Annotated in this window: 25 protein-coding genes and 1 pseudogene; 19 read left to right on the plus strand and 7 right to left on the minus strand. The window is 66.2% G+C overall.

Annotation, left to right across the window (positions count from 1 at the left end):
* Positions 1–104: 104 nt before the first annotated feature.
* From HWW87_RS06465 to HWW87_RS06485, 5 genes are all read left to right on the plus strand, one after another.
* Positions 105–1,748: a 3-(methylthio)propionyl-CoA ligase gene (locus HWW87_RS06465; protein WP_175819656.1), complete on the plus strand. Its 1,644-nt coding sequence runs from the start codon at positions 105–107 to the stop codon at positions 1,746–1,748.
* A 212-nt stretch (positions 1,749–1,960) separates the two neighbouring features.
* A complete protein-coding gene (locus HWW87_RS06470; RefSeq protein ID WP_175819657.1) occupies positions 1,961–4,045 on the plus strand; it encodes a 3-hydroxyacyl-CoA dehydrogenase NAD-binding domain-containing protein in 2,085 nt (694 codons plus the stop codon).
* 44 nt (positions 4,046–4,089) lie between these two features.
* Positions 4,090–4,722 carry a bifunctional nicotinamidase/pyrazinamidase gene (gene pncA, locus HWW87_RS06475; protein ID WP_046545910.1) on the plus strand — a complete coding sequence of 211 codons (633 nt, stop codon included), beginning with the start codon at positions 4,090–4,092 and terminating at the stop codon, positions 4,720–4,722.
* Between the two features lie 50 nt (positions 4,723–4,772).
* Positions 4,773–5,951 (plus strand): acetyl-CoA C-acyltransferase, encoded by a 1,179-nt coding sequence (locus HWW87_RS06480; protein WP_175819658.1) that lies wholly within the window; start codon positions 4,773–4,775, stop codon positions 5,949–5,951.
* 263 nt (positions 5,952–6,214) lie between these two features.
* Positions 6,215–7,615 carry a sensor domain-containing diguanylate cyclase gene (locus HWW87_RS06485; RefSeq protein ID WP_174388153.1) on the plus strand — a complete coding sequence of 467 codons (1,401 nt, stop codon included), beginning with the start codon at positions 6,215–6,217 and terminating at the stop codon, positions 7,613–7,615.
* A gap of 96 nt (positions 7,616–7,711) precedes the next feature.
* Here HWW87_RS06485 and HWW87_RS06490 read toward each other — a convergent pair whose 3' ends face one another.
* Positions 7,712–9,853, minus strand: a complete 2,142-nt coding sequence (locus tag HWW87_RS06490) for a hypothetical protein (RefSeq protein ID WP_175819659.1) — start codon at positions 9,851–9,853, stop codon at positions 7,712–7,714.
* Positions 9,854–10,484: 631 nt separating this feature from the next.
* Between HWW87_RS06490 and HWW87_RS06495 the strand changes: the two are divergent.
* Positions 10,485–10,878, plus strand: a pseudogene (locus tag HWW87_RS06495) (IS3 family transposase); the annotation flags it as partial.
* Positions 10,879–11,039: 161 nt separating this feature from the next.
* A complete protein-coding gene (locus HWW87_RS06500) occupies positions 11,040–12,518 on the plus strand; it encodes a sensor domain-containing diguanylate cyclase (RefSeq protein WP_175819660.1) in 1,479 nt (492 codons plus the stop codon).
* On the opposite strand, the gene HWW87_RS37525 is transcribed toward HWW87_RS06500, so the two are convergent.
* Positions 12,439–12,783 (minus strand): Arm DNA-binding domain-containing protein, encoded by a 345-nt coding sequence (locus HWW87_RS37525; RefSeq protein WP_347879288.1) that lies wholly within the window; start codon positions 12,781–12,783, stop codon positions 12,439–12,441. The genes HWW87_RS06500 and HWW87_RS37525 overlap by 80 nt on opposite strands.
* A 225-nt stretch (positions 12,784–13,008) precedes the next feature.
* On the opposite strand from HWW87_RS37525, the gene HWW87_RS06505 reads away from it, so the two are divergent.
* The 4 genes from HWW87_RS06505 to arsH all read left to right on the plus strand — a co-directional run bounded on the left by HWW87_RS06505 (position 13,009) and on the right by arsH (position 15,741).
* The gene (locus tag HWW87_RS06505; RefSeq protein WP_175820682.1) at positions 13,009–13,344 is read left to right on the plus strand and encodes a metalloregulator ArsR/SmtB family transcription factor; all 336 of its coding nucleotides are present in this window, start codon (positions 13,009–13,011) and stop codon (positions 13,342–13,344) included.
* Positions 13,345–13,366: 22 nt separating this feature from the next.
* The gene (locus HWW87_RS06510; protein WP_175819661.1) at positions 13,367–13,861 is read left to right on the plus strand and encodes an arsenate reductase ArsC; all 495 of its coding nucleotides are present in this window, start codon (positions 13,367–13,369) and stop codon (positions 13,859–13,861) included.
* 63 nt (positions 13,862–13,924) lie between these two features.
* The gene (gene arsB / locus HWW87_RS06515; protein WP_175819662.1) at positions 13,925–14,998 is read left to right on the plus strand and encodes an ACR3 family arsenite efflux transporter; all 1,074 of its coding nucleotides are present in this window, start codon (positions 13,925–13,927) and stop codon (positions 14,996–14,998) included.
* A gap of 20 nt (positions 14,999–15,018) precedes the next feature.
* Positions 15,019–15,741: an arsenical resistance protein ArsH gene (gene arsH / locus HWW87_RS06520; RefSeq protein ID WP_279608014.1), complete on the plus strand. Its 723-nt coding sequence runs from the start codon at positions 15,019–15,021 to the stop codon at positions 15,739–15,741.
* A gap of 194 nt (positions 15,742–15,935) precedes the next feature.
* Here the strand turns inward: arsH and HWW87_RS37085 are convergent, their stop codons facing one another.
* Together HWW87_RS37085 and HWW87_RS06525 are read right to left on the minus strand one after the other, a co-directional pair.
* Positions 15,936–16,151 (minus strand): hypothetical protein, encoded by a 216-nt coding sequence (locus HWW87_RS37085; RefSeq protein WP_244107196.1) that lies wholly within the window; start codon positions 16,149–16,151, stop codon positions 15,936–15,938.
* A 211-nt stretch (positions 16,152–16,362) separates the two neighbouring features.
* Entirely contained in the window at positions 16,363–16,680 is a 318-nt protein-coding gene (locus HWW87_RS06525; protein ID WP_175819663.1) for a hypothetical protein, read from the minus strand.
* Positions 16,681–17,556: 876 nt separating this feature from the next.
* On the opposite strand from HWW87_RS06525, the gene HWW87_RS06530 reads away from it, so the two are divergent.
* Positions 17,557–17,844 carry a hypothetical protein gene (locus HWW87_RS06530; protein WP_174388148.1) on the plus strand — a complete coding sequence of 96 codons (288 nt, stop codon included), beginning with the start codon at positions 17,557–17,559 and terminating at the stop codon, positions 17,842–17,844.
* A 294-nt stretch (positions 17,845–18,138) separates the two neighbouring features.
* On the plus strand, positions 18,139–18,396 hold the full coding sequence (locus HWW87_RS06535; protein WP_174388147.1) for a hypothetical protein: 258 nt from the start codon (positions 18,139–18,141) through the stop codon (positions 18,394–18,396).
* Positions 18,397–18,408: 12 nt separating this feature from the next.
* On the opposite strand, the gene HWW87_RS37530 is transcribed toward HWW87_RS06535, so the two are convergent.
* The gene (locus HWW87_RS37530; protein WP_347879277.1) at positions 18,409–18,831 is read right to left on the minus strand and encodes an Arm DNA-binding domain-containing protein; all 423 of its coding nucleotides are present in this window, start codon (positions 18,829–18,831) and stop codon (positions 18,409–18,411) included.
* A gap of 17 nt (positions 18,832–18,848) precedes the next feature.
* Here HWW87_RS37530 and HWW87_RS06540 point away from each other — a divergent pair, with 17 nt between their 5' ends.
* The 4 genes from HWW87_RS06540 to HWW87_RS06555 all read left to right on the plus strand — a co-directional run bounded on the left by HWW87_RS06540 (position 18,849) and on the right by HWW87_RS06555 (position 21,244).
* The gene (locus HWW87_RS06540) at positions 18,849–19,163 is read left to right on the plus strand and encodes a Dabb family protein (protein ID WP_006483902.1); all 315 of its coding nucleotides are present in this window, start codon (positions 18,849–18,851) and stop codon (positions 19,161–19,163) included.
* Positions 19,160–19,639 carry a PaaI family thioesterase gene (locus tag HWW87_RS06545; RefSeq protein ID WP_006483907.1) on the plus strand — a complete coding sequence of 160 codons (480 nt, stop codon included), beginning with the start codon at positions 19,160–19,162 and terminating at the stop codon, positions 19,637–19,639. Before HWW87_RS06540 ends, HWW87_RS06545 begins: the two co-directional genes overlap by 4 nt.
* A gap of 157 nt (positions 19,640–19,796) precedes the next feature.
* Entirely contained in the window at positions 19,797–20,756 is a 960-nt protein-coding gene (locus tag HWW87_RS06550) for an alpha/beta hydrolase (RefSeq protein WP_175820684.1), read from the plus strand.
* 41 nt (positions 20,757–20,797) lie between these two features.
* On the plus strand, positions 20,798–21,244 hold the full coding sequence (locus HWW87_RS06555) for a GNAT family N-acetyltransferase (protein ID WP_174431641.1): 447 nt from the start codon (positions 20,798–20,800) through the stop codon (positions 21,242–21,244).
* Positions 21,245–21,260: 16 nt separating this feature from the next.
* Here the strand turns inward: HWW87_RS06555 and HWW87_RS06560 are convergent, their stop codons facing one another.
* Complete coding sequence (locus HWW87_RS06560; RefSeq protein ID WP_175819664.1) at positions 21,261–22,106, minus strand: NRDE family protein; 846 nt, start codon at positions 22,104–22,106, stop codon at positions 21,261–21,263.
* A gap of 76 nt (positions 22,107–22,182) precedes the next feature.
* On the minus strand, positions 22,183–23,217 hold the full coding sequence (locus tag HWW87_RS06565) for a folate-binding protein YgfZ (protein WP_175819665.1): 1,035 nt from the start codon (positions 23,215–23,217) through the stop codon (positions 22,183–22,185).
* Positions 23,218–23,294: 77 nt separating this feature from the next.
* Between HWW87_RS06565 and mltG the strand changes: the two genes are divergently transcribed.
* Positions 23,295–24,314 (plus strand): endolytic transglycosylase MltG, encoded by a 1,020-nt coding sequence (gene mltG, locus HWW87_RS06570; protein ID WP_175819666.1) that lies wholly within the window; start codon positions 23,295–23,297, stop codon positions 24,312–24,314.
* Complete coding sequence (gene tmk, locus HWW87_RS06575) at positions 24,314–24,934, plus strand: dTMP kinase (protein ID WP_027784654.1); 621 nt, start codon at positions 24,314–24,316, stop codon at positions 24,932–24,934. The genes mltG and tmk overlap by 1 nt, the downstream gene beginning before the upstream one ends.
* The last annotated feature ends 19 nt before the right edge of the window (positions 24,935–24,953 follow it).

Consider the following 24,953-nt stretch of genomic DNA (forward strand, 5'->3'; position numbering starts at 1 on the left):
CCACGCCCGTCCGGGGCCGCCGACAGGCGCGCAGCGGGACTGCTTCCGTCCGGAAACAGCCCCCAGGCTGGTCACCGATTCGCATCCTCAGGGAGAACAAGACGATGGGTAAGCCGTTGCTGGGCCAGATGATGGATGTGCCGCTGCTGGTGTCGTCGCTGATTTCGCATGCCGCGCGGCACGCCGGCGACACGGAGATCGTGTCGAAGCGCGTGGAAGGCGACCTGCATCGCTATACGTACCGCGATTGCGAGCGCCGCGCGAAGCAACTGGCGCAGGCGCTCGCACGGCTCGGCGTCGAAACCGGCGAGCGCGTCGGCACGCTGGCGTGGAACGGCTACCGGCATCTGGAGGCGTATTACGGGATCGGCGGGATGGGCGCCGTGTGCCACACGATCAACCCGCGCCTGTTTCCCGAACAGATCGCGTACATCGTCAATCACGCGGAAGACCGCTACGTCCTGTTCGACATCAATTTCGCGCCGCTGGTCGACGCGATCGCGCCGCAATGCCCGCACGTGAAGGGCTGGATCGCGCTGACGGACGCCGCGCACCTGCCGTCCGGCGCCACGCCATTCCTCTGCTACGAAACGCTCGTCGAAGCCGAGGACGGCCGCTATGACTGGCCGCGCCTCGACGAGCAGCAGGCGTCGGGGCTCTGCTACACGTCCGGCACGACCGGCAACCCGAAGGGCGTGCTGTATTCGAATCGTTCGACCGTGCTGCACGCGTACGGCGCCGCGCTGCCCGACGCGATGAACCTGTCCGCGATGGACGCCGTGCTGCCCGTCGTGCCGATGTTCCACGTCAACGCATGGGGCCTGCCGTACGCGGTGCCGCTGACGGGCGGCAAGCTGGTGCTGCCCGGCAAGGATCTCGACGGGAAATCGCTGTACGAGCTGATGGAGGCCGAGCGCGTGACGTTCTCCGCGGGCGTGCCGACCGTGTGGCTCGGCCTGCTGAACTACATGCGCGAAGCCGGTGTGCGTTTCTCCACGCTGAACCGCACGGTGATCGGCGGCTCCGCGTGCCCGCCCGCGATGCTGCGCACGTTCGAGGACGAATACGGCGTGCGCGTGATCCATGCGTGGGGGATGACCGAACTGTCGCCGCTCGGCACGCTCGCGAAGCTCAACTGGGCGCAGTCGCAGCGGCCGCTCGACGCGCAGCGCCGGCTGCTCGAGAAGCAGGGGCGCGTGATCTGCGGCGTCGACATGCGCATCGTCGGCGACGATGGCCATGAGTTGCCGTGGGACGGCGTCGCGTTCGGCGAACTGCAGGTGCGTGGGCCATGGGTGATCGATCACTACTTTCGCGGCGACGCGTCGCCGCTGTCGGACGGCTGGTTTCCGACCGGCGACGTCGCGACGATCGACCCCGACGGCTTCCTGCAGATCACCGACCGCAGCAAGGACGTGATCAAGTCGGGCGGCGAGTGGATCAGCTCGATCGACATCGAGAACGTCGCGATCGCGCATCCTGGGGTGGCCGAAGCCGCCTGCATCGCCTGCGCGCACCCGAAATGGACCGAGCGGCCGCTGCTCGTCGTGGTGCCGCGCGAAGGCGCGAACCTGAGCCGCGACACGCTGCTCGCGTTCTACGAGGGCAAGGTCGCGAAATGGTGGATTCCCGACGACGTCGTGTTCGTCGAATCGCTGCCGCATACCGCGACCGGCAAGCTGCAGAAGCTGAAATTGCGCGAGACGTTCCGCGACTACGTATTGCCGACGGCGGTGTGCGAGCCGTAACCGCAGCGCCCGGGCTGGCGACGGCCTGCGAACCGGTCGCCCGATGCCGGTCGCCCATGCCGGTCACCCGGTCCCCGGATCGGGAACGAAATTCAAATTGAACGACCGTGCTTTTTCGTTGTATGCTGCCTGCGTTCATCCGGACATGCGGCCGTTCGACCGCGCACAATGAAGCGCAGCCAATCCGGCGCGCGATGCATGGAGGCAGGCAGATGGCAGTGGATTACTCGACTCGCGACGGCGTGGCCGTCATCACGCTCAACAATCCGCCCGTCAACGGGCTCGGCCTGTCGACCCGCCAGGGCGTCATGGACGCGCTCGATCGCGCCGCGCAGGATCCGTCGGTCACGGCCATCGTGCTGACCGGCGCGGGCCGCGCGTTCTCGGGCGGCGCCGACATCACCGAATTCAATACGCCGAAGGCGCTGCAGGAGCCGACGCTGCACACCGTGATCCGCGCGGTGGAGGCGAGCGCGAAGCCGGTCGTCGCGGCGCTGCACAGCGTCGTGATGGGCGGCGGCCTCGAGCTCGCGCTCGGCGCGCATTACCGCGTCGCGGCGCCCGGCGCGCAGGTCGCGCTGCCCGAGGTGAAGCTCGGCCTCTTGCCGGGCGCGGGCGGCACGCAGCGCCTGCCGCGCGCGGTCGGGCTCGAAACCGCGCTGAACATGATCGTGTCGGGCGCGCCGGTGCCGTCGGAGCAGCTCGCGAAGAGCGGGCTGTTCGACGAAATGGCCGACGGCGACCTGCTCGACGCGGCCGTCGCGTTCGCACGCAAGGTCGGCGCGCAGAAGGGGCCGCATCCGCGCGTGCGCGATCGCAAGATCGTCCACGAGAACGCGGCGGGCTTCATCCAGTTCGCGCGCAATTCCGCACGGGCCGCCGCGCCGAATTTCCCCGCGCCGCACAAGTGCATCGACGCGATCGAGGCCGGCGTGCTGAACGGTTTCGACCAGGGCAGCATTGCCGAGCGCGAAGGTTTCGTCGCGTTGATGATGACGCCGGAAAGCCGCGCGCTGCGCCATGCGTTCTTCGGCGAGCGGGCGGCGAGCAAGATTCCCGACGTGCCGGCCGATACGCCGCTGCGCGAGATCCGCCGGGTCGGCGTGATCGGCGCAGGCACGATGGGCGGCGGGATCGCGATGAACTTCATCAACGCGGGGCTGCCCGTCACGCTGCTCGAGACGAAGCAGGACGCGCTCGAGCGCGGTATCGCGACGATCCGCAAGAACTACGACGCGCAGGTGAAGAAGGGCAAGCTCACGCAGGAGAAGCTCGACGCGCGCATGGCGCTGATCGCGCCGACGCTGTCCTACGATGACCTGAAGGACGCCGACCTGATCGTCGAAGCCGTGTTCGAGGAGCTCGGCGTGAAGGAGCAGGTATTCCGCAAGCTCGACGAAGTCGCGAAGCCGGGCGCGATCCTCGCGTCGAACACGTCGACGCTCGACGTCGACAAGATCGCGGCGTTCACGAAGCGTCCGCAGGACGTGGTCGGCATGCACTTCTTCAGCCCGGCGAACGTGATGAAGCTGCTCGAGGTCGTGCGCGGCGCGCAGACCGCGAAGGACGTGCTCGCGACCGTGATGGCGGTGGCCAAGAAGATCCGCAAGACGGCGGTCGTGTCGGGCGTGTGCGACGGCTTCATCGGCAACCGGATGATCGAGCAGTACATCCGCCAGGCGCTGTTCATGCTCGAGGAAGGCGCGCTGCCCGCGCAGGTCGATCGCGCGATCGAGAAGTTCGGCTTCGCGATGGGGCCGTTCCGGATGAGCGACCTCGCCGGCAACGACATCGGCTGGGCGATCCGCAAGCGGCGCTACGTCGAGCAGCCCGACCTGCAGTATTCGAAGATCGCCGACCGCCTGTGCGAACAGGGCCGCTTCGGCCAGAAGACGGGCGCCGGCTGGTACGACTACGTGCCGGGCGATCGCAAGGCGAAGCCGTCGTCGCTCGTCGACGAGATGGTCGTCGCGTATTCGAAGGAGCGCGGCGTCGAGCGGCGCAAGATCGGCGACGACGAGATCGTCGAGCGGCTGGTGTTCGCGCTCGTCAACGAAGGCGCGAAGATTCTCGAGGAGAAGATCGCGTCGAAGGCGTCCGACATCGACATGGTCTACCTGACCGGCTATGGCTTCCCGCTGTGGCGCGGCGGCCCGATGCTGTACGCGGACGCGGTCGGCCTCTACAACGTCGAGCGCGCGATTCGCCGCTATGCGGCCGCGCCGAACGGCGACGCCTGGCAGCTCGCGCCGTCGATCGCGGAACTGGCGAAGGCTGGCCGCGGGTTCAACGGCTGACGACGCCGCATCGCGGCGCGGCCGATCCTGTCTGGAGACACGCAATGAAACGCACCGACGACGTCCTGCTCGTGATCGACGTGCAATACGACTTCATGCCGGGCGGCGCGCTCGCGGTGCCCGACGGCGATGCGGTCGTGCCGGTGATCAACGCGCTCGCGCAACGCTTCGACCAGGTCGTGCTCACGCAGGACTGGCACCCGCGCGAGCACGTATCGTTCGCGGCGAACCACCCGGGCCGCGAGCCGTTCTCGACGCTCGCGCTGCCGTACGGCGAGCAGGTGCTGTGGCCCGTGCACTGCGTGCAGGACACCGACGGCGCGGCGCTGCATCGCGACCTCGACATCCCGCACGCGCGGCTGGTGATCCGCAAGGGCGGCGACGCGCAGGTCGACAGCTATTCCGCGTTCGTCGAAGCCGACCGCACGACGCGCACGGGGCTCGCGGGCTATCTGCGCGAACTCGGCGCGAAGCGTGTGTGGTGCTGCGGGCTCGCGACCGACTACTGCGTCGCGTGGTCGGCGCTCGATGCGCGCGCGGCCGGTTTCGAAGCCGCGGTGATCAACGATGCGTGCCGTGCGATCGACCTGAACGGGTCGCTCGCGCACGCATGGCAGCAGATGCAGGCAGCGGGCGTCGCGCATGTGACGTCCGCGGGCGCGCGCCCGGCGGCGTAGCGCATTCCCCATCCGATTCAGGACATGAAGCAGGACCGAAGGAGACTCGCATGACCGAAGCCGTAATCGTATCGACCGCACGCACGCCGCTGGCGAAATCCTGGCGCGGTGCCTTCAACATGACGCACGGCGCGACGCTCGGCGGCCACGTGGTCGCGGCCGCGCTCGAACGCGCGAAGCTCGACCCGGCGCGCGTCGAGGACGTGATCATGGGCTGCGCGAACCCCGAAGGCGCGACGGGCGCGAACATCGCGCGGCAGATCGCGCTGCGCGCGGGCTTGCCGGTAAGCGTGCCGGGGATGACGGTGAACCGTTTCTGTTCGTCGGGGCTGCAGACCATCGCGCTGGCCGCGCAGCGGATCATCGCGGGCGAAGGCGAGGTCTACGTGGCCGGCGGCGTCGAATCGATCTCGTGCGTGCAGAACGAGATGAACCGGCACATGGTCCAGGAAGGCTGGCTCGTCCAGCACAAGCCCGAGATCTACTGGAACATGCTGCAGACCGCCGAGAACGTCGCGAAGCGCTACGGCATCTCGAAGGAGCGGCAGGACGCGTACGGCGTGCAGTCGCAACTGCGCGCCGCGGCCGCGCAGGAAGCCGGGCGTTTCCGCGACGAGATCGTGCCGATCACCGTGCTCGCGGGCATCGCCGACAAGGCGACGGGCCGCCTGTTCACGCAGGAAGTGACGGTATCGGCCGACGAAGGCATCCGCCCCGACACGACGCTCGAAGGCGTGTCGAAGATCCGTTCGGCCGTGCCGGGCGGCGTGATCACCGCGGGCAATGCGAGCCAGTTCTCGGACGGCGCGTCGGCGTGCGTCGTGATGAGCGCCGAGGCCGCGCGGCGCGACGGGCTGCAGCCGCTGGGCGTGTTCCGCGGCTTCGCGGTGGCCGGCTGCGAGCCGGACGAAATGGGCATCGGCCCGGTGTTCGCGGTGCCCAAGCTGCTGAAGCAGGCCGGGCTGAAAGTCGACGACATCGGCCTGTGGGAGCTGAACGAGGCGTTCGCGGTGCAGGTGCTGTACTGCCGCGACACGCTCGGGATTCCCGGGGACCGCCTGAACGTGAACGGCGGCGCGATCGCGGTCGGTCATCCGTACGGCGTATCGGGCGCGCGCCTGACCGGCCATGCGCTGATCGAAGGCAAGCGGCGCGGCGTGAAGTACGTGGTCGTCACGATGTGCATCGGCGGCGGGCAGGGCGCGGCCGGCCTGTTCGAAATCCTCTGATCTTTGACCGGCGGCCGCCGCGGCGGCGCTTCGGCGCCACCGCTGCGCCGCCGCAGCGAATCGGCGCGGCCGACACGCCATTCGAAACAATCGGGAAGCAAACGGCATATACCCGGCAATGCCGTTTCCCCTGACTTGTCAAACGAATTACCCCTCCTATACTTGCTCTGACATTTGCCTTTCGGCATGATGGGCCGGATCGTGTGTCGCGCGATCCGTGCCGCGAAGATTCGAACCAACGCAGCAGACCGACCGGGGATCGAATGAGTACGACCTATGCAGCCGGGGAACCGCCGCGCGTCGTCAGCGCGGCCGCGAGGCTCTACGCGAAATGCCTGCTGGTCGGATTCGCGTTGCTGCCTGCGTATCTGATTGCCTATCTGTGGTTCTTCAGCGACCGGAGCGTCGTGTTCGAGAACCACGCCTTCCATGAAATCGCGATCGCGGCGGCGACGCTCGAAGGCGCGTTCGTCACCTACGTGACGTGGGTGTGCTACCGGTCGTCCGGCGAGCCGCTGCTGCGCTGGCTGACGCTCGGCTTTCTCGGCTTCGCGATGATCTATTCGCTGCACGGTGCATTCACCGGGATGGCGCACCACAATATCTGGCTGTTCCTGCTGTATGGGCCCGCGTCGCGGTTCGTGATGTCGGCGCTGCTGCTTACGGGCCTGCTGTCGTATTCGCGTCCGCCCGACCGGATCGACAAGCGCACGAGCGTGCGGACGTGGCTGCCGTGGATCGTGTTCTTCCTGATCGTCAACGTGGCCGTCGCGTACGTCGCGTATTCGCCGGTCGCCGGCGCGCCGGGCACGCGGCTGTCGATGGAGGGCGGCGCGCTGGTGTTCTCGCTGCTGAACGTGTGCCTGCTGCTCGCGCGGCGGATCCGCTCGCCGCTGATGGTGATCTACGGCGTGTCGATCATGGCGTTCGCGCTGTCGTCGCTCGCGTTCATCCTCGGCAAGCCGTGGAATCACATGTGGTGGCTCGCGCATGCGATCTTCGCGGGCGGCTTCTTCCTGCTCAGTTACGGCGTCGTGCAGGCGCTGCAGACGACGCGCTCGTTCTCGGCGATCTACAGCCAGGAAGACCTGATGAGCCGGTTGTCGGAATCGATGGCGCGCGCCGAAAGCGCGCTGCAGGAACTGCGGCGCACGAACCAGAAGCTCGAGTACATGGCCGCGACCGACCCGATGACGGGCGCGTCGAACCGCCGGCAGTTCATCGCGCAGGTCGAGCGCGAGATCGTGCGGGCCGAGCGCGAGGGCACGCCGTTCTGCCTGCTCGCGCTCGATCTCGACAATTTCAAGAACATCAACGATGCCTACGGGCACCAGATCGGCGACGAGGTGCTGCGCGGCGTCGTGCGCCAGTGCCTCGAGGCAATCCGGCCGGCGGGCGCGCTCGCGCGGGTCGGCGGCGAGGAGTTCATGGCGCTCTTGCCGGAGATGCCGCTCGAGGGCGCGCGGATGACGGCCGAGCGCGTGCGTTCGTCGATCGCGAGTGCGCCGTTCGGGCTCGACTTCAAGCGCGTGCAGGTGACGGTCAGTGTCGGCGTCGCGCAATACGGCGTCGACGGCAGCACGGTCGATGCGCTGCTGCGGATGGTCGACGAGCGGCTGTACCAGGCGAAGCGGGAAGGGCGCAACCGCGTGGTGTCGCGGTAATCCGCATTCCACCGACGCCCCGGCGGCGGGCGCGCCACCGGGGCTTTGCAGGCCAGTGCCAGTGCCGGTGCCGGTCGGCACGCGGCCGGTGACACGCTAGCGCGACGCCACCGCCGTCGCCTGCTTCGGTTGCCCGTCCTGCATCGGCTGCGACGCCTGCCACCAGTACTTGCCCGCGCGCTGCTGCGGATCGCGGATCGCGAGATACGTCGTACTCCAGAGCTGAGCCGCGTTGGCTTCGGTCGCATCGGCGCTCCGCGTGCCGAATGCGTCGGTCTGGTACTTGCCGTTCACGTAGGACCACGTCCACATTTCCGACGTACGCATGTCGCGCCCGTTCGAGATCACCTGCCAGATCGTCTGGCGCGCCTGCGTGAGCAGCGTGCGTGTCGTGGCCGACAGGTCCTGGCGCGCAAGCTGGCGATCGAGCCCGGCTACCCACATCGCCTGCTGCCACGACCAGATCACCGTGCCGTGATATGCGGAGCTCGTGAACTTCGGCCACAGCGACGCGTTCGCATACGCGGGGTTCGCGATCAGCATCCCGACATCGGTCACGAGCCCGGTCGGGAACGGCCGCGTGACGTCGGCGACGATCCGCTGAAGCTGATCGTCCGGTGGCGTGCCGAACAGCAGCGCGAAGCCGCCGTCGGAATTCATCACCGGAATCGGGTTGCCCTGCTGGTCGAGCGACAGCGCGTAGAAGGCCAGCGGTGCGTTGGGCGCGGCGCCGGCCGGCACGCCGGCGGACGGCGCATAGGTCGACACGTCGGTGGCCGCCTGAGCGGCCGGCACGCTGACCTGGAACAGCGGCGGCGCCTGCGTTTCCCAGGTGGCCGCCTGGTTCGCCGTGTTGGCGAGCGTCGCGCGCTGCCCGGCATCGAGGTACGGATCGAGCAGGCCGCGGGCGAGGAACGCGTTCGCCGCGCGCAGTGCGGCCGGCACGAGCACCGCGTTCACGTCGTACGGGTAGACGCCGCCGCCGAGGCCGTCGGTGCTGTCGCGCCAGTTGCCGACGATTTCGCCGGGCCGCAGGTGGATCAGGTTCGCGACCGACGGCTGCTGCGCGAACGGCTGCGCGGTCGTCGCGACGTGCAGCAGATTGACGACGAGGCGGCTGCCGTTGGTCTGCCCGTCGCTGCCGCGCTGCGCCAGATACGCAGCCGCGCGGGCCTGGCCGCGCGGATCGTCGACCAGCCACGCGGCCGCGATCGGCGCGAGCAGGTAGTCGCTGTCGATCATCTTGTAGTCGTAGGTCGGTGTCGCATCGTTCGGCCGCCCGTTCTTCTGGTTGTCGACCAGCGCGAATTCGCCGATGCCTTCCTCGTGCGCGACCTTGCCGTCGGCCGACAGGCGGCTCAGCACCGACGACAGGCCGGCCTCGATCGCCGCGGGTTCGAGCACGGGCATCAGCATCCGGACCGAGATCAGCGTGTCGCGGCCGAAGTAGGTGTCGTACTGCCACGAGCCGGCCAGCAGCTTGTCGTTGAAGCTCAGGAATTCGAGCACGTTCTGGCTGACCGGGTCGGGATTCACGGACGGGGCGAACAGGTCGGCGTGCGTGATCGGCGACAGCGGCGTCTCGCCCGATAGCGCATCGATGTGCAGCTTCAGCGTGTGCGAGCCCGCCGGCGCGCTCAGCACGAGCTTGCCGCCCGCTGCCGGCGCGATGCTGCCGCCGTCGCGCAGCGTGATGCGCAGCGCATAGCCGGGCGCGCCGTCGAGCCGGTCGCGTTGCCATTGCGCGGCGCTGCCCTGGACCGTCGGCGCGGTGAGGATCTGCTGCGGAATCGTCGCGCCGCCGTTGAAGTCGCGCAGGAAGCGCACGTTGCTGAGCACGCCCTGGCGGATCGTCAGCGTACCGGTGTCGACCGACACGTCGGCGCCGATGCCGTACAGCGGGCGGCCGTGTGCGTCCGGGGCCGACAGCGCGGACGGCGGCGTGTCGAGGCTCCAGTTCACCGGCTGCGCGGTGTCGTCGAACCACAGCCCGGTGCCGCTGTTGCCGGCGGGGAACACCACGAGCAGGCGCGGCTTCGTCGACGAGCGCACCAGCAGGTGCGCGGCGACCTTGTCCTGCCGGTAGAACGCGTTGATCTGGCCGCCGGTGTCCATGCGGAACGACAACGCGGCGGTGTTCGACGGCGGGCTGTTCGATTTGACGTCGTCGTCGTTGCAGGCCGACAGCAGACCGGCGCAGACGAGCCCGAGACACAGCGACTTCGCAAGGCGATGCATGTTGATGTCCCTCCTGATGACTGGCGATTTTTATCTGGATGTTCTAATCGGCGGATCTTGGGTCCGTTTGATCCCGGTTTGCATTCATTCTGGCGAATGACGGGAATTAATCGGGGTGTTGCGATTCTTCGAAAGGAAAATGGGTTGGCAAATAACCGAATGGCCGATCAATGCCGAATGCTGAAAACAGCAGGGGTGACGCGCCGATGCCCCGCGGGAAAGGCGATGCGAAAGGCCTTCGCGCAGGCGAGTGACGAATCCGGGGCAGCGAAGAAAACGATACGTAAGCCGTCGTAGGCGATTCTAAATTTACGGGAAAGTCGAAGTCAATAATGTTTTTTGTTTTCGAATATTGAATTGCAAAACCGGTCGCAATTATTACCCGTCGCGCCGGTAAAATGTGCGATTTAATGGATTCGGATTAATGCACTCCGGATATCCGGTGGCGAAGCGATCGGCAATGGCGTATCGCGCCGGCGATTGATGCCGGACAGGAAACGAATCGCCGCATTGTGTCGACCAGGGTCGTGACAGGCCGGCATGCGCCGCAACAGCGCGCGCGAAGCTCAGCAATCCGCGTTCCTGCGCATGCCCGCACTACGAGGCATCGTCGCCTGATCTCGAACGACCCAGGACGAAGTGCGGCGCGCTGTCGCCTTCGGAGCTTCGCCGGCTGAAGCAGCTTGAGGAAGAGAACGCGAAGCTCGAGCGGCTCGTGGTCGATCTGTCGCTGGACGAGGCCATGCTGCAGGATGTGCGTTCAAAAGTTCCGAGGCATTCCCGGTGCCGTGAACGGGTCACGGACCAGCGTATCCGCGCAAGCCAGCGGCAGAGCTGCGCGTCGTTGCAGATGTCCCACACGGTCTACCGTTACGAGTCGGTCGCGCGGAATCAAAGCGCGCTGGAGATGCGCATCGAGGCAATCACGGAAGGGGGGGCATTACGGCGCGCCCCGCGTGTACGGGATGCTTCGCCGGGAAGGCGGGCGAGACAACCGTAAACGCGTCGAACGCGTGTATCGGGAGGCAAAAGCCCGCTACGAGCGGGCAACTTTTCGCGCTGGATATTTATAATCGCGCACGACGGAGCTTTTCCGTTCGCGCTGGGCGCGAATATCGGCCCAACTGATTTAGTATGAGCAATCTGCGCTCGACGGGAGAGGCGTTCATTCGCCGTGAGGAGACCCATGCATCCCCGTAAGACTGCCCCTTACGTCATCGTGGCAATTGCTTCCGTGATCGCATGCGCTCTCATGGCACTCTGCGTGCTGCAACTCTTGCAGAGCCGCGACGACGCGATGGAGCGTGCAAGGGAAACTTCACGCAACCTCGGACTTGTCGCCGAGCGCGACATCGAACGCAATATCGAGTTGTACGACCTGTCTTTGCAAGCGGTCATCCATGGGTTGCAGCGCCGCGATGTGATGGACGCTTCGCCCAGTCTGCGCCGTGCGGTGCTGTTCGATCACGCCATGACCGCACAATTTCTCGGTTCGATGCTCGTGATGGATGCGGGCGGCAATATCATTCTGGATTCGGGCTACGACGAGCCGCGCAAGGGCAATTTCGCCGATCGCCGATACTTCACGGTCCACCGCGATAATCCGAACGTCGGACTCTATATCAGTGACCCGTTCGTATCCCGTTTGCGTGGAGGCATGCTCAGTATCGCGCTCACGCGGCGGATTTCGAACCCCGATGGATCGTTTGGCGGCATTGCCGTTATCGCGGTCAATCTTGAATATTTCCATCAACTCTTCGCCGGGCTCTCGCTTGGCAAACATGGCTCGATTTCGCTGATCGGCGAAGACGGCAAGATGGTGATGCGTCAGCCGTACGATGTGCATACTATCGGCCGCGACCTCAGCAAAGCCGCAACGTTCCGGCGGTTTCAGACCGCGCGAGAGGGCTCCTTCTCTGAAACCTCATCGATCGACGGCGTGCGCCGCCTGTACTACTTCAAGCATTTGCCGAAACTGCCACTGATCATCATGGTGGCAGAGGCCGAGCAGGACATTTACGCTGCATGGCGGCAACGTGCGATCACGATCGGCGGACTGGTCGCGACGTTCGGGGTGGCGTTTATCGCGCTGTCCCTTCTGCTCGGTTCGCAGCTGCGGCGCCGTATGCGGGCCGAGTCGGAACTCGTGCTGCTCGCTCGGACGGACGGTCTCACCGGCCTGAGCAATCGCCGCAGCTTTGGCGAGGTACTGGACCAGGAGTGGCGTCGCGCACGACGTGCGCATTCCGTTTTCTCGCTGCTGTTCGTGGATGTGGACCGGTTCAAGGCTTACAACGACACATACGGTCATCAGGCCGGGGACGATGCGTTGGCGGCTGTCGCGCGGTGCATCGGCGAGAATATTCGCCGGCCGGCCGATACGGCGGCGCGTTATGGCGGAGAGGAGTTCGTCGTGCTGCTCCCTGACACGCCACAGACCGGAGCGGCGCAGATTGCCGAGCGGATCCGTGCGGCAATCGATGCGTTGGCCCTTGAGCACGCTGGCAGCGAATACGGACGTGTCACTGCGAGCATTGGCCTGGCGTGCTGGATGCCGGATCAGGAAGGGCAGCCTGATGCCGTAATCAAGGCGGCTGATGAGGCGCTGTACTACGCGAAGGCGACCGGTCGGAACAAGGTCGCCGCCCTACAGCCGGCGGATTGACGGAGATCGCTGCATTGCGCCTCCCGTCAGACTCACGCCAGCGGTGACCGAAGCGGTTTGCGCGCGGATTCGCAAGCGTCTTGCAGACCGACCGTGGGTATGCGCCGACCGCGAATACGTTCTCCTTTGGGGCCCTTCTGTATCGGTATCGCCAGAGCGTCGAACCTGGCGGACGCACCTCAAGATACGGTCCATTGCCGTCGGCAAGTTTGGCAGGCTTGTTGGCTGCCTTCGCTTGTCGGATCTTGATGTCGGTAAGTGGCACGGTGAAAAAAGCGGGTATCGTCCCTGAAGATTTCAAACGATGCCTGCTTTTTTCGACTGGGCGCGATTTCGAGCGAACGAGAGCGAACGGCGGGCGGGCGTAAGATGCCCGACTGGTAAGGGCCTCTGATACCCCCTTTTTTTGCAGGCTGGCAGCGAACCTAATGCCACTCAAAATTCGGGCGCAGAGCTATACGGTGTTCCATATTTCGACTATTATCGAAATATGGAAACGAACCAAACCATCGCTGCGCTTGCAGCGCTCGCGCATGAGTCCCGGCTCGCCGTGTTTCGCGCGCTCGTCCAGGCCGGGCCGGAAGGCATGTCCGCCGGGCAGATTGCCACGTTGCTGGACGTGCCGCCGTCGTCATTGTCCTTCCATTTGAAGGAGCTGGCGTATGCGCAGCTCGTGACGAGCCGGCAAGCAGGCCGCTTCGTGTTCTATTGCGCAAATTTCGCGACGATGAACGGTTTGCTGGCGTACCTCACCGAGAACTGCTGCGGCGGTCATCCCTGTTCGCCGGTGTCGGCGTGCTCGACGCCCGGTAGCTGCCGATCCTGACGCGCATTCGCGTGCATCGCCAATGACCACGAACGTACTGATTCTCTGCACCCACAACGCTGCCCGCAGCGTGCTGGCAGAGGGCATGCTCAATTTATGGGCCGCGACGCTCGGCAAGGACGTCCGGGCGTACAGCGCCGGCAGTGCGCCGAGCGGTCGCCTGAACCCGTTCGCGCTGGAGGCGTTGACAAACGCCGGCGCCGACGTCGACGGATACCGCAGCAAAAGCTGGGACGAATTCGTCGGCGACGGGGCGCCTGAGATGCGTGTCGTCATCACGGTGTGTGATCGCGCGGCAGCCGAAACGTGCCCGTACTGGCCCGGCAGCCCCGTCAAGGTCCATTGGGGTTACGCCGATCCGTCGAATGCGGTCGGTGGTGACGAAGGCAAGCGACTTGCCTTCGACCTTACGCGTCAAGCGATCGGCTATCGCATGTTGCAGTTGCTGGCGTTGCCGCTCGAGCGCATGAGCAATGCCGAGCTTCAGGACGCGTTGACCGATATCTCGCGAAACTGACGCCCGTACGACGGCCCGCCGGCGTGAGCGGCGGGCGACGCCTTCGAGACCGGACCCCGTCCAATGACCCCGTACAACGCCGCCCCGCCGAGCAAGGCCGCTGCCAAGCCGGCCATCAATTTCTTCGAACGCTACCTCACTCTCTGGGTCGCGCTGTGCATCGTCGCGGGGATCGCGCTCGGCCGGCTGCTGCCCGGTTTGTTCCAGCAGATCGGCCGGATGGAATACGCGCAGGTCAATCTGCCCGTCGGGCTGCTGATCTGGGTGATGGTCATCCCGATGCTCGTCAAGGTCGACTTCGCCGCGTTGCACGAGGTACGTCGACACGTGAAAGGCATCGGCGTCACGCTCGTCGTGAACTGGCTCGTCAAGCCGTTCTCGATGGCCTTCCTGGGCTGGCTGTTCATTCGCCACCTGTTCGCACCGATGTTGCCGACGGACCAGCTCGATAGCTACATCGCGGGCCTGATTCTGCTGGCCGCGGCGCCGTGTACGGCGATGGTGTTCGTGTGGAGTCGGCTCACGGGTGGCGATCCGCTGTTCACGTTGTCGCAGGTCGCGCTGAACGACAGCATCATGGTGATCGCGTTCGCACCGCTGGTCGGGCTGCTGCTCTGCATGTCGGCGATCACTGTGCCGTGGGCGACGCTGCTCACGTCGGTCGTGCTGTACATCGTCATTCCGGTGATCCTTGCGCAGGTGTGGCGCACGCGCCTGCTCGCCAAGGGCATGGCCGCATTCGATGCCGCGATGGTGACGATCGCGCCTTGGTCGATCGCCGCGCTCCTCGCGACGCTCGTACTCCTGTTCGCATTTCAAGGCGAGGCGATTCTCGCGCAGCCGCTGGTGATCGCGCTGCTCGCGGTACCGATCCTGATTCAGGTGTTCTTCAATTCGGCACTGGCCTACTGGCTCAACCGCGCGGTCGGCGAGAAGCACGGCGTTGCCTGTCCGTCGGCGCTCATCGGTGCATCCAATTTCTTCGAGCTGGCCGTCGCAGCGGCGATCAGCCTGTTCGGATTTCACTCAGGCGCCGCGCTGGCGACCGTCGTCGGCGTGCTGATCGAGGTGCCGGTGATGTTGCTGGTCGTGCGTGTCGTCAACCGGTCGAAGGGCTGGTACGAGTGCCGGGCCTGAGCACACCGGGGAATCTGCACATGACTGACGATATGAACGATTTACCGCAACTCGACACCGAACTGTTCCGCGTGCCGGATGCAGCCCAATTGCGGCCGGCAACGCCGTCGACCCATCCTCCCCGGATTCTGCTGCTCTACGGCTCGCTCCGCGAGCGCTCGTTCAGCCGCTTGCTGGTCGAGGAAGCGGCGCGCTTGCTCACGGCGATGGGCGCCGAAGCCCGCGTGTTCAATCCGAGCGGACTGCCTCTACCCGATGACGCGCCCGACCGTCATCCCAAGGTTGTCGAGCTTCGCGAACGCGTGATGTGGTCGGAAGGGATGGTGTGGTGCTCGCCGGAGCGGCACGGCGCGATGACGGGCATCATGAAGTCGCAGGTCGACTGGATCCCGCTGTCGGTTGGCGCCGTGCGGCCGACGCAGGGCAAGACGCTCGCGGTGATGCAGGTCAGCGGCGGTTCGCAGTCGTTCAACGCGGTGAACCAGATGCGTGTGCTCGGACGCTGGATGCGCATGCTGACCATCCCGAACCAGTCGTCGGTGGCGAAGGCTTTCATGGAGTTCGACGAAGCGGGGCGGATGAAGCCATCCGCTTATTTCGATCGCGTCGTGGACGTGATGGAAGAATTGGTCAAATTTACGTTGCTGACGAGAGACATCGGCCCGTACCTGGTCGATCGGTACAGCGAGCGGAAGGAGAGCGCCGAAGCGCTTTCACGGCGTGTGAACCAGCGAAGCATCTAGCATCTGACCGAAGGAACGAAGATGGCGATCCGTTGCGCCGCTGTCGGCGACTTGCCGTCGATCGAAGCATTGCTGTGCCGCACGCTTCAGGGATCTGCTGGCAACCGCACCTGATGTGCGGTCTCGATCCCTCTGTCCGGCCGCCAGCCGTCCTGCACAACAACGTAGTGAGGGACGGAGTATCGAGACGGCGGTCAACCAAACTGTGACGTCAGCCATCCCTCCGCCCATTTCGTTGCGTACGCAACTGCATCGTCACGACGCTCGAAGGCCGCCAAATTGCCGCTGGTGTGGACTTCTCGCTCCGCTCCGTCAACGAGTGTCGTGGTAATCCTCACGTGTGCGACGTACTGCCGATCGGCCCTGCGTGGTGTCGGATCGATCCGGAATCGTGTCGAATTGAAGCGCACTTTCTCCTCCAGACGTGGTCGTCGTCGAGAATCGCTGTCGACCCATTCGAGCCGATCATCGAACCCATCACCTCGGCGGCTTGCTGCTGTTGCCCGCATGCTCGTCCCAGTGCGAGAGGGGCGCTATCCGACCTGTTCTCGAAGGTATCCGCGACGGCGGCCACCCGTCATCGTCAAGTCGCGGGCATGACACGCGGGCGCGGGCAACGCCCTATCGCCTGGGGTGCTTCATTTCCTCGGCTTCCACGACCGCGAGGCGTTCTTCGCTTGCGGAATCGGATTCCATGGCTTCGTCGATCGATGCCAACGCATACTCGCACGCGAGCTTCGTTTCCTCGACGTCAGGATCGGGCGCCTCGTCGTCGCTGGGCGGCGGGGACAGCATGTCTCCCAGCATCATTGCCAGTTCCGGGGTGTCCCATGGTTCCCCCCTTTGTTCCTTCTTCTTGATGTAATGCCGGATTTCAGCGTCTTGCTCTGGCGAGAGTGGAAGGTGCCGAAACGTGTTGCGTGGATTGGCGTCGATCATGATGTTGCTCCGAAGTTTGAATCCGACTCGCTCGAACGGCCTCCCGGATTACGCGTGCACAGGAAAAGGGTGCGAAACAAGGTGCCTATTTGCGGCGGCGCGAATCCTGGATTCGTCCGAGACGCCCCAAAAGCTCGTCCACCTGGAGTTCGAGGATCCTGTTTCGCTCGGATTGCGTGCGAAGTTTGTTGAGCCTGACTCGCCAATACGCCGGATCGCTGACAGACGATCTGTTGATGAAGGCATGTCGGGCCTGCTCAAGCAGTCCGATCGCTCGCCTGATATGGACCAATTCGCGTTCCGCATCGCAGTACCCGCTCATGTTTGCCGCCTTTTGATTACGTTTTGCCTCTTGACGCGCTGCCCCGCGAGAACACTCGAGTTCACGGCGCAGAAGCCGATTGCGAGCAGGGGCACTGCCGCACGACGGGTGTGGTAGGAGGCGGGAAGATTGTGCGCAAACAGGGGCGGCACAAAAACTGGGGAGAGGGGTGAGCCGTCAATCTGCACATGGGGCTCGGATGAAACCATCATACGCGCATCGCCGATGACGCAACGGTTTTATTTCGGCTGCGACGCGACGTACTCGTATCCGATGTCGTCGTTCGTGATCGCCTATTTCTAAAGACTACGAACAAACAGGGCGAGCCGTTCGGGGGGCGAGCGCAGGGGAACGAGCCACCGCCGGTCCGGGCGGTGCGGGTGCCGGATTCGCCGGCCGATATCCGTCGTCACGTGCGGGCAGCGATCCGCTTGCAGACCGGGTGATCGCGATACGCGCGAGAGCGCCTTCGGCAATGCAGGGCGGAGAAATCCGCGTCGCCCTGCGTTGCCTGTTCCCCTGTATAGTGGGCTTCCCCCTGTGGAGTGACCAACATGCCGGCATACCCGTTTCTTCTCTACAAGGGGTACGAACTTCATCCTCTTGTCTTCTCCCGCACGTTCATTCGCTTCGACAGACATTCCCGTTACGCCGAAGGGTATGACATCGCGGTGCGAATCTGTCGTCCGGCCTCGATGGCAAGCGCTCCGGCAAGCCGCGTTTTTCGGCTGAACCAGCCCCATACATTCTCCGATTTTGGCGTGGCGAGGCGTGCTGCCCGGCAGCAGGGAAAGGACATCGTCGACGGAAAGGTGAGCGGAGCTTCAGTCGTCGACATGTGAAAGCGTTGCGGGCGTACGCGGGCAATTGTCCGGCGCTGCTGCTGCCGGCCTGTTTCACCATCGTTTTTTTTCGGAAGAATCGATCCGCGGTGGAAAGCGGCGGACCGCACCTCGGCGTGAAGTGACGAGCCCGGCGCAGGGCTTCTTCCAGACCGGTCCCGGCCGTGCGTATCAACGTCGATGTGCTTGCGTATTGCTCGCGGGCCGCGATGCGGGCTGCGCACGGGTTCGCAGTGGCTGAAGCGAACCCCGCGCTGGTTACCGGCTGCCCTCTGACTCTCAACGGAGCGTCTCATGTATCGGATGATCGTGTACCGTGGATTCGAGATCCATGTCGAACTCAGTCAGGCCGCAGTGGATCTCTACGACGTCACGTTTCAGATCAAGGGCGCCGACAATCTTCGTATCGTGGGTGAGCGCGGAGGCAAGATTTCGCTGCACAACGGCCCCTATACCCGCCGGTGGGCGTATCTCATCGCTGAAGCCGCCGGGCGCGCGGCAATCGACGTGCTCCTTGGCGTGATCGCCGTCGACGGTCACCCCCTCGCTTGACGGAGGGGGCGTCTACCGTTGCGCGGTAATATCGTCGTTTTCAGGTTGTCGGCCGGTTCCGAATGGCGCGAGACGGATGCGGGATCTGCATCGGCCCGCCGTCCTGGAGATCAACGGCGGATATTCGTCGATCGCGAATAAATTCTCCTTCCCGGCAATCCTGTATCGGTAGCGCCAGAGCTTGGCGCCTGATGGACGAACCCCAAGATACGATCCATTGGCGCCGGTAAGTTTGGTAGGCTTGTCGCCTGTGTTTACTCGTCGGATCTTGACGTCGGCAAGTGGCACGACGAGACGCGGGCGCCGCCCTTGAAGATGGTAGGCGATACCCGTTTTTTCTCGGCCGAGCGCGATTTCGAGCGAATGCGAGCGAACGGTGGAAGGGCGGAAAGCGCCCGACTGGCAACGGTTGCAGGCGAAGCGCCGAACCAACACGAACAGGAGCGAACGAAGTGATCAGACATATAGTCATGTGGAAGTTGAAGGAATCGGCGGAAGGCGCGACACGTGCGCAGAACGCGCTGAAGCTGAAGGAGAAGCTCGAAGGCTGCCGTGATCTCGTGCCGGGCACCCTGCAGATCGACGTCGGCGTGGCGACGCCGGGCCTCGACGCGACCGCCGACATCGTGCTCGTCTCCGATTTCGCCGACAAGGCCGCGCTCGACGCGTACCAGGTGCATCCGGTTCACCAGGAAGTGAAGAAGTTCGTCGTCGCGGTGGCCGAATCGCGCGAATGCGTCGACTACATCGTCGACAACGCACGATGAGCGACGCGGCAACTCCGACGGAAGGCCCGTCGATCGAAAGCCCGTTCGTCGATCTGCTCGGCGTGCAGCTCGTGTCCGCGAAGGATGGCGCGAGCGAGATCGTGCTGCCGCTCGAGGAGCGCCACATGAACACGTGGAGCATCGCGCACGGCGGCGTCACGATGACGCTCGCCGATATCGCGCTCGCGATGGCGGCGCGCAGCCTGACCGACGACGGCGTCGGCGTCGTCACGGTCGAGATGAAGGTGAACTTCATGCAGCCGGGCCGCGGCGAGTTGCGCGCTTACGGGCGCGTGATGCACCGCTCGACGACGATGGCCTACTGTGAAGGCGAAGTGCGCGACAGCGACGGCAATTTCGTCGCGAAGGCGCTCGGTACGTTCAAGTACATGCGGCGGCTCGCGGTCGGCCGCGACATCAAGCGGCAACGCTCGCGCACGGCACCGGACGCCCAGCCCGGCCCGAGCGACGCGTAAGCGCCTGCACGCACGGCCCTGTCTCTTCGATGAGGCAGGGCCGTTTGTTTTTGGAGGACGGGATGCCGGCACACTGCGCGCCGCGCCTGTCCGACCCCCGCGTGGCATCATGTCACGCTTGTCCGTTCACGGCGCCGCGCCGGCGCCGTCCACACCGATGCCGCTGAATCCGAAGATCGCCCAGGTGCTCGACATGATCGAGCGCGCGAAACGTCCGTCGTATCACCACCAGACGCCGCAGCAGGCGCGCGCCGCGTACGAGAAAAGCGCGCCGATCCTCGACGTCGCGCCGGCGCCGATGCATTCGGTGGAGGAGTGCGTCGTGCCGACGCGCGACGGCCGCACGATCGGTGCGCGACTGTATCTGCCGGTCGCGCCGAGCCTGGCGGAGCCGCTGCCCGCGCTCGTGTACTACCACGGCGGCGGCTTCACGGTCGGCAGCGTCGACACGCACGATGCGCTGTGCCGGATGTTCGCGCACGATGCGCAATGCGCGGTGCTGTCGGTCGGTTACCGGCTCGCGCCCGAACACAGGTTTCCGACCGCGGTGAACGACGCGGACGACGCGTTGCAGTGGCTGCATCGCGAGGCCGCCGCGTTCGGCATCGACGCCGCGCGGCTGGCGGTCGGCGGCGACAGTGCGGGCGGGACGCTCGCGACGGTCTGCGCGGTGCTCGCGCGCGACGCCGGCATTCGCGTTGCGCTGCAACTGCTGATCTACCCGGGCGTGACGGGTTACCAGGACACCGAATCGCACGCGCGGCACGCCAACGGCTACCTGCTGACGCAGGACACGATCCAGTGGTTCTTCACGCAATACGTGCGCGATCGGGCAGATCGCGACGACTGGCGTTTCGCGCCGCTCGACGGCACGCGCGATGCGCCGTCGTTCGCGGGTGTCGCGCCGGCATGGATCGCGACGGCCGAATTCGATCCGCTGAGCGACGAGGGCGCCGCGTACGCGGACAAGTTGCGCGCGGCCGGCAACGCGGTCACGCTGGTCCGTTATCCGGGGATGATCCACGAATTCTTCAAGATGGGCGGCTACGTGCCGGAGGTGCGGGCCGCGCATGCCGATGCGGTCGCGGCGCTGAAGGCTGCATTCGACGAGGTTTGACGGCGAGCGCCCGACGGCGCGCATGCCGCAGGAGAGCTGCGATGACGAATGGCGCGGGCGGGGTGGAAACGGGCGACTGGACGGTACTGGGCGGCGACGCTGCGCGGATCCGCGACGCGGTGTTCGTGCGCGAGCAGCAGATTCCGCCGGAATGGGAACTCGACGACGACGATCCGCTGTCGCTGCATGCGGTCGCGTACCGGATCGACGCAGCGACCGGGCTGCGCCGCGCGGTCGCGACGGGCCGGCTGCTGCCGTCCGGCACGATCGGCCGCGTCGCGGTGCTGGCCGACATGCGCGGGCAGGGTGTCGGGTCGGCCGTGCTGAATGCGCTGCTGGACGCCGCGCGGCGCCGCGGCGAAGCCGTCGTGCGGCTGTACGCGCAGGATTCGGCGGTGTCGTTCTATCTGCGGCACGGCTTCGCGGCGGTCGGCGAACCGTTCGTCGAAGCCGGCGTGCCGCACGTCGAGATGGCGCGCGCGCCGTAGCGCGCAACGCGTGCGTTCAGCGCGGCCGCGCTGCGTCGATATCGAACGTGAACGCGCGCTCGAACGCGCCCGGACGGACGGTCCGGTGCGAGCCGTCGTCGTCGCTGCGCTCCTTGACCTCGACCGTCAGCCGCACGCCTTCCTTCATCGTGACGCGCAGCGCGGTGGTGCCGCGCGTGCCGTATTCGGGCGTTTCGATGAACGCGGCCGACAGCGCACGCTCGCGCTCGATCGGAATGCCCGTGTGCGGCAGTGCGTCGTCGTCCGCGACGTGCGGGTCGCGCATCAGCGCGATCAGTTCGTCGAGCGACGGGGTCGGATTGTCGGTGAGCAGCGTGCCCAGCTCCGCGCGCTTGCGCACCACTTTCGGCCAGGGCGTGTCGAGCCGCGCATTCGACAGCGCATGCACGCCCGGCGCGATCGCGACGGGCGCGGCGACACGGCTTTCGCCCTCGGGCGCGCGGTTGCAGAACCACGCGAGTTCGCGCCGGTGCCAGTCGCCGACGAGCAGGTTGAAGCCGTTGTACACGGCCGCATGCTCGGCAAGCTGCGTGAGGTAGTCGAGCGGCGCGACGGACGTGCCGCCGAGAAAGTCGGATACCAGCTTGCCGCGGGTCGGCGCGCCCGCGCGGATGTCGAATGGCGCGCGGTAGTTGGTCAGCGCGGCGAAGCGGCCGTCGCGCGATACGCCGAGCCACGTGCCGCCCGCTTCGAGATCGCGGCCGGCCAGTACGCCCGGCACGTCCTCCCACCACGAGAGCGGCGCGCTGGTCCGGCGAAAGAACTCGTCGCGATTGGCGGCGAGGGTAAAGACGGGACCGGCGGCGGCATCGGGCTGCCAGTCGAAGGCAATCAGACACATCGGGCGAATCTCTCGCAGGAAACATCGGGCGCCGGCTGCGACTCGCGAGCCGGCGCCCGAACGGGTTGTCAGTGCATCACGCTTCGGTCGGCCACGCGTACGGCAGCGCGTCGAATGCGAGCGCCGGGCCGTCGGCCGAACCGACGTGCACCGTGCCGCCGTCGAGCGCGGCGAGCTTGATCTCGACGAGCGCGTCGACGCCGCCCGCCGGCGCGGCCGCCGCGTTGACGATCATCCCGCACGGCTGGCCCGGGTCGTCGCTGTGGAACAGCTCGACGCCGGCATGCACGGTATCGGTCTCGCCGGCGACGTGCGCGAGCGCGGTGCGGCGCTTGATCGTGCCGCGGTACTGGCTGCGCGCCACCACTTCCTGGCCCGGGTAGCACCCTTTCCTGAAGTTAACGGCACCGATCACGTCGAAGTTGACCATCTGCGGCACGAACTGTTCGACGGCCGGCTGCGTGATGCGCGGCTCGCCCGCGCGAACGTCGAGCCAGTCCCACACGGCGGGCGACACGACCGGCAGCGTGCCGGCCAGCGCGGCGAGGCGCGCATCGACTTCGGCGCGCGGGCCGATCCACAGATAGCGCTTGCGGCCGGCCGCATCGGGCACGCGGATCAGCGCACCGGCCGGGCCGTCGACCTTCACGTGCACGCCGTCGGGCAGCGCATCGAAGATGCCCGACAGCGCCTCGCGCACGTCGCCGACGAAGCCGGCCACCGCGAGCGTGTCGCTCGCGTCCGTCAGCTTCGCCTTCGCGCGCAGCACGAACATCGACAGCCGCTTCTGCACGGCCGGCTGCACGTCCTTCGACACGAGCAGGCGCACGCCGTGGCCGGCGCGCCACGTGAGGAACGACGCGAGCAGGCGGCCCTTCGCCGAGCAGTACCCGGACAGCCGCGCGCTGCCGGCATCGAGATGCTCGATGTCGTTGGTGAGCTGGCTGTGCAGGAACGTCGCGGCGTCGTCGCCGGCCACGTCGATCACGCCGAACTGCGGCAGCGGCATGCAGGCGCCCGGCGCTTCGAAATCGGCGGCGGACGGGCGGGGGAAAACGGGGAGCGAGGCAGATGAGGCCTGGGCAGCCGGTGAAGCGAACGGTGTGCTCATGGAATGAGGGAACAGTCAACCCTGACTTTGACGGAGGCGAGCAAGTATTATATGGGTCTTACCTGAGTCACGTTTCCATGTCCCTACTGAAGAAATGCGCCGCGACGATCGTGGCGCTGGCCGTCGTTGTGGCCGCTGCCGGCGCGGGCGGCGGGTATTACTGGGCGACCCGGCCGCTGTTGCTGGGCTCGGCATCGCTCGACGTCACGATCAAGCCGCGCAGCAGCGTGAAGAGCGTCGCGTTGCAGCTCAAGCGCGGCGGCGTGCCGGTCGAGCCGCTCGCGTTCGTCGCGATGACGCGCGTGCTCGGGCTGTCGAGCCGGCTCAAATCGGGCAACTACGAATTCAAGACCGGCATCACGCCTTACGACGTGCTGCAGAAGATCGCGCGCGGCGACGTGAACGAGTACGTCGCGACGGTCATCGAGGGCTGGACCTTCAAGCGGATGCGCGCGGAACTCGACGCGAACCCGGATCTGGCGCACGCGACGGCCGGCATGAGCGACGCCGAGCTGCTGCGCGTGATCGGTGCGTCGGACAGTGCCGTGCAGCGCGGCAGCGGCGAGGGGCTGTTCTTCCCCGATACCTACCTGTTCGACAAGGGCACGAGCGACCTGAACATCTACCGGCGCGCCTACCGCCTGATGCAGACGCGCATCGACGAGGCATGGGCCGCGCGCACGCCGGGGCTGCCGTACAAGACGCCTTACGAAATGCTGACGATCGCGTCGATCGTCGAGAAGGAAACCGGCCACGCGGCCGACCGCGCGTTCGTCGCGGCCGTGTTCGCGAACCGGTTGCGCATCGGCATGCCGCTGCAGACCGATCCGTCGGTGATCTACGGGCTCGGCGACGCGTACGACGGCCGTCTGCGCAAGCGCGACCTGCAGGCCGACACTCCTTACAATACCTACACCCGACGCGGGCTGCCGCCCACGCCGATCGCGTTGCCGGGTGTCGCTGCGCTGCAGGCGGCGATCAATCCGGCCCCGACGAGCGCGCTCTATTTCGTCGCGAAGGGCGACGGCACGAGCGTGTTCTCGGACACGCTCGGCGACCACAACAAGGCCGTGGACAAGTACATACGAGGTCAATAATGGCGAGCGGTAAATTCATCACGTTCGAAGGCATCGACGGGGCGGGGAAGACCACCCACCTGTCATGGTTCTGCGAACGCCTCCAGGGCCGGCTGGCCGCGGCCGGCCGGCAGGTCGTCGTCACCCGCGAGCCGGGCGGCACGCAGCTCGGCGAGAAACTGCGCGAGATCCTGCTGAACCAGCCGATGGATCTCGAGACGGAAGCGCTGCTGATGTTCGCCGCGCGGCGCGAGCACCTCGCGCTCGTGATCGAGCCGGCGCTCGCGCGCGGCGACTGGGTCGTGTCGGATCGCTTCACCGACGCGACGTTCGCGTACCAGGGCGGCGGCCGCGGGCTGCCGCGCGACAAGCTCGAGACGCTCGAGCGCTGGGTGCAGGGCGGTTTCCAGCCCGACCTCACGGTGCTGTTCGACGTCGCGCCGCAGGTCGCGAGCGAGCGCCGCGGCGCCGCGCGCATGCCCGACAAGTTCGAAAGCGAGTCCGACGCGTTCTTCACCCGCACGCGCGCCGAATACCTGCGGCGCGCGGAAGAGGCGCCGCATCGCTTCGCGATCGTCGACGCGACGCGCTCGATTCCGGAGATCCGCCAGCAGCTCGAGCGCGTGCTCGCCGCGCTGTAACCCGCAAGGAACGCACCCC

Origin of the sequence: Burkholderia sp. BCC0419 (genome assembly GCF_902830285.1) — a bacterium.
Taxonomy (GTDB): Bacteria; Pseudomonadota; Gammaproteobacteria; order Burkholderiales; family Burkholderiaceae; genus Burkholderia.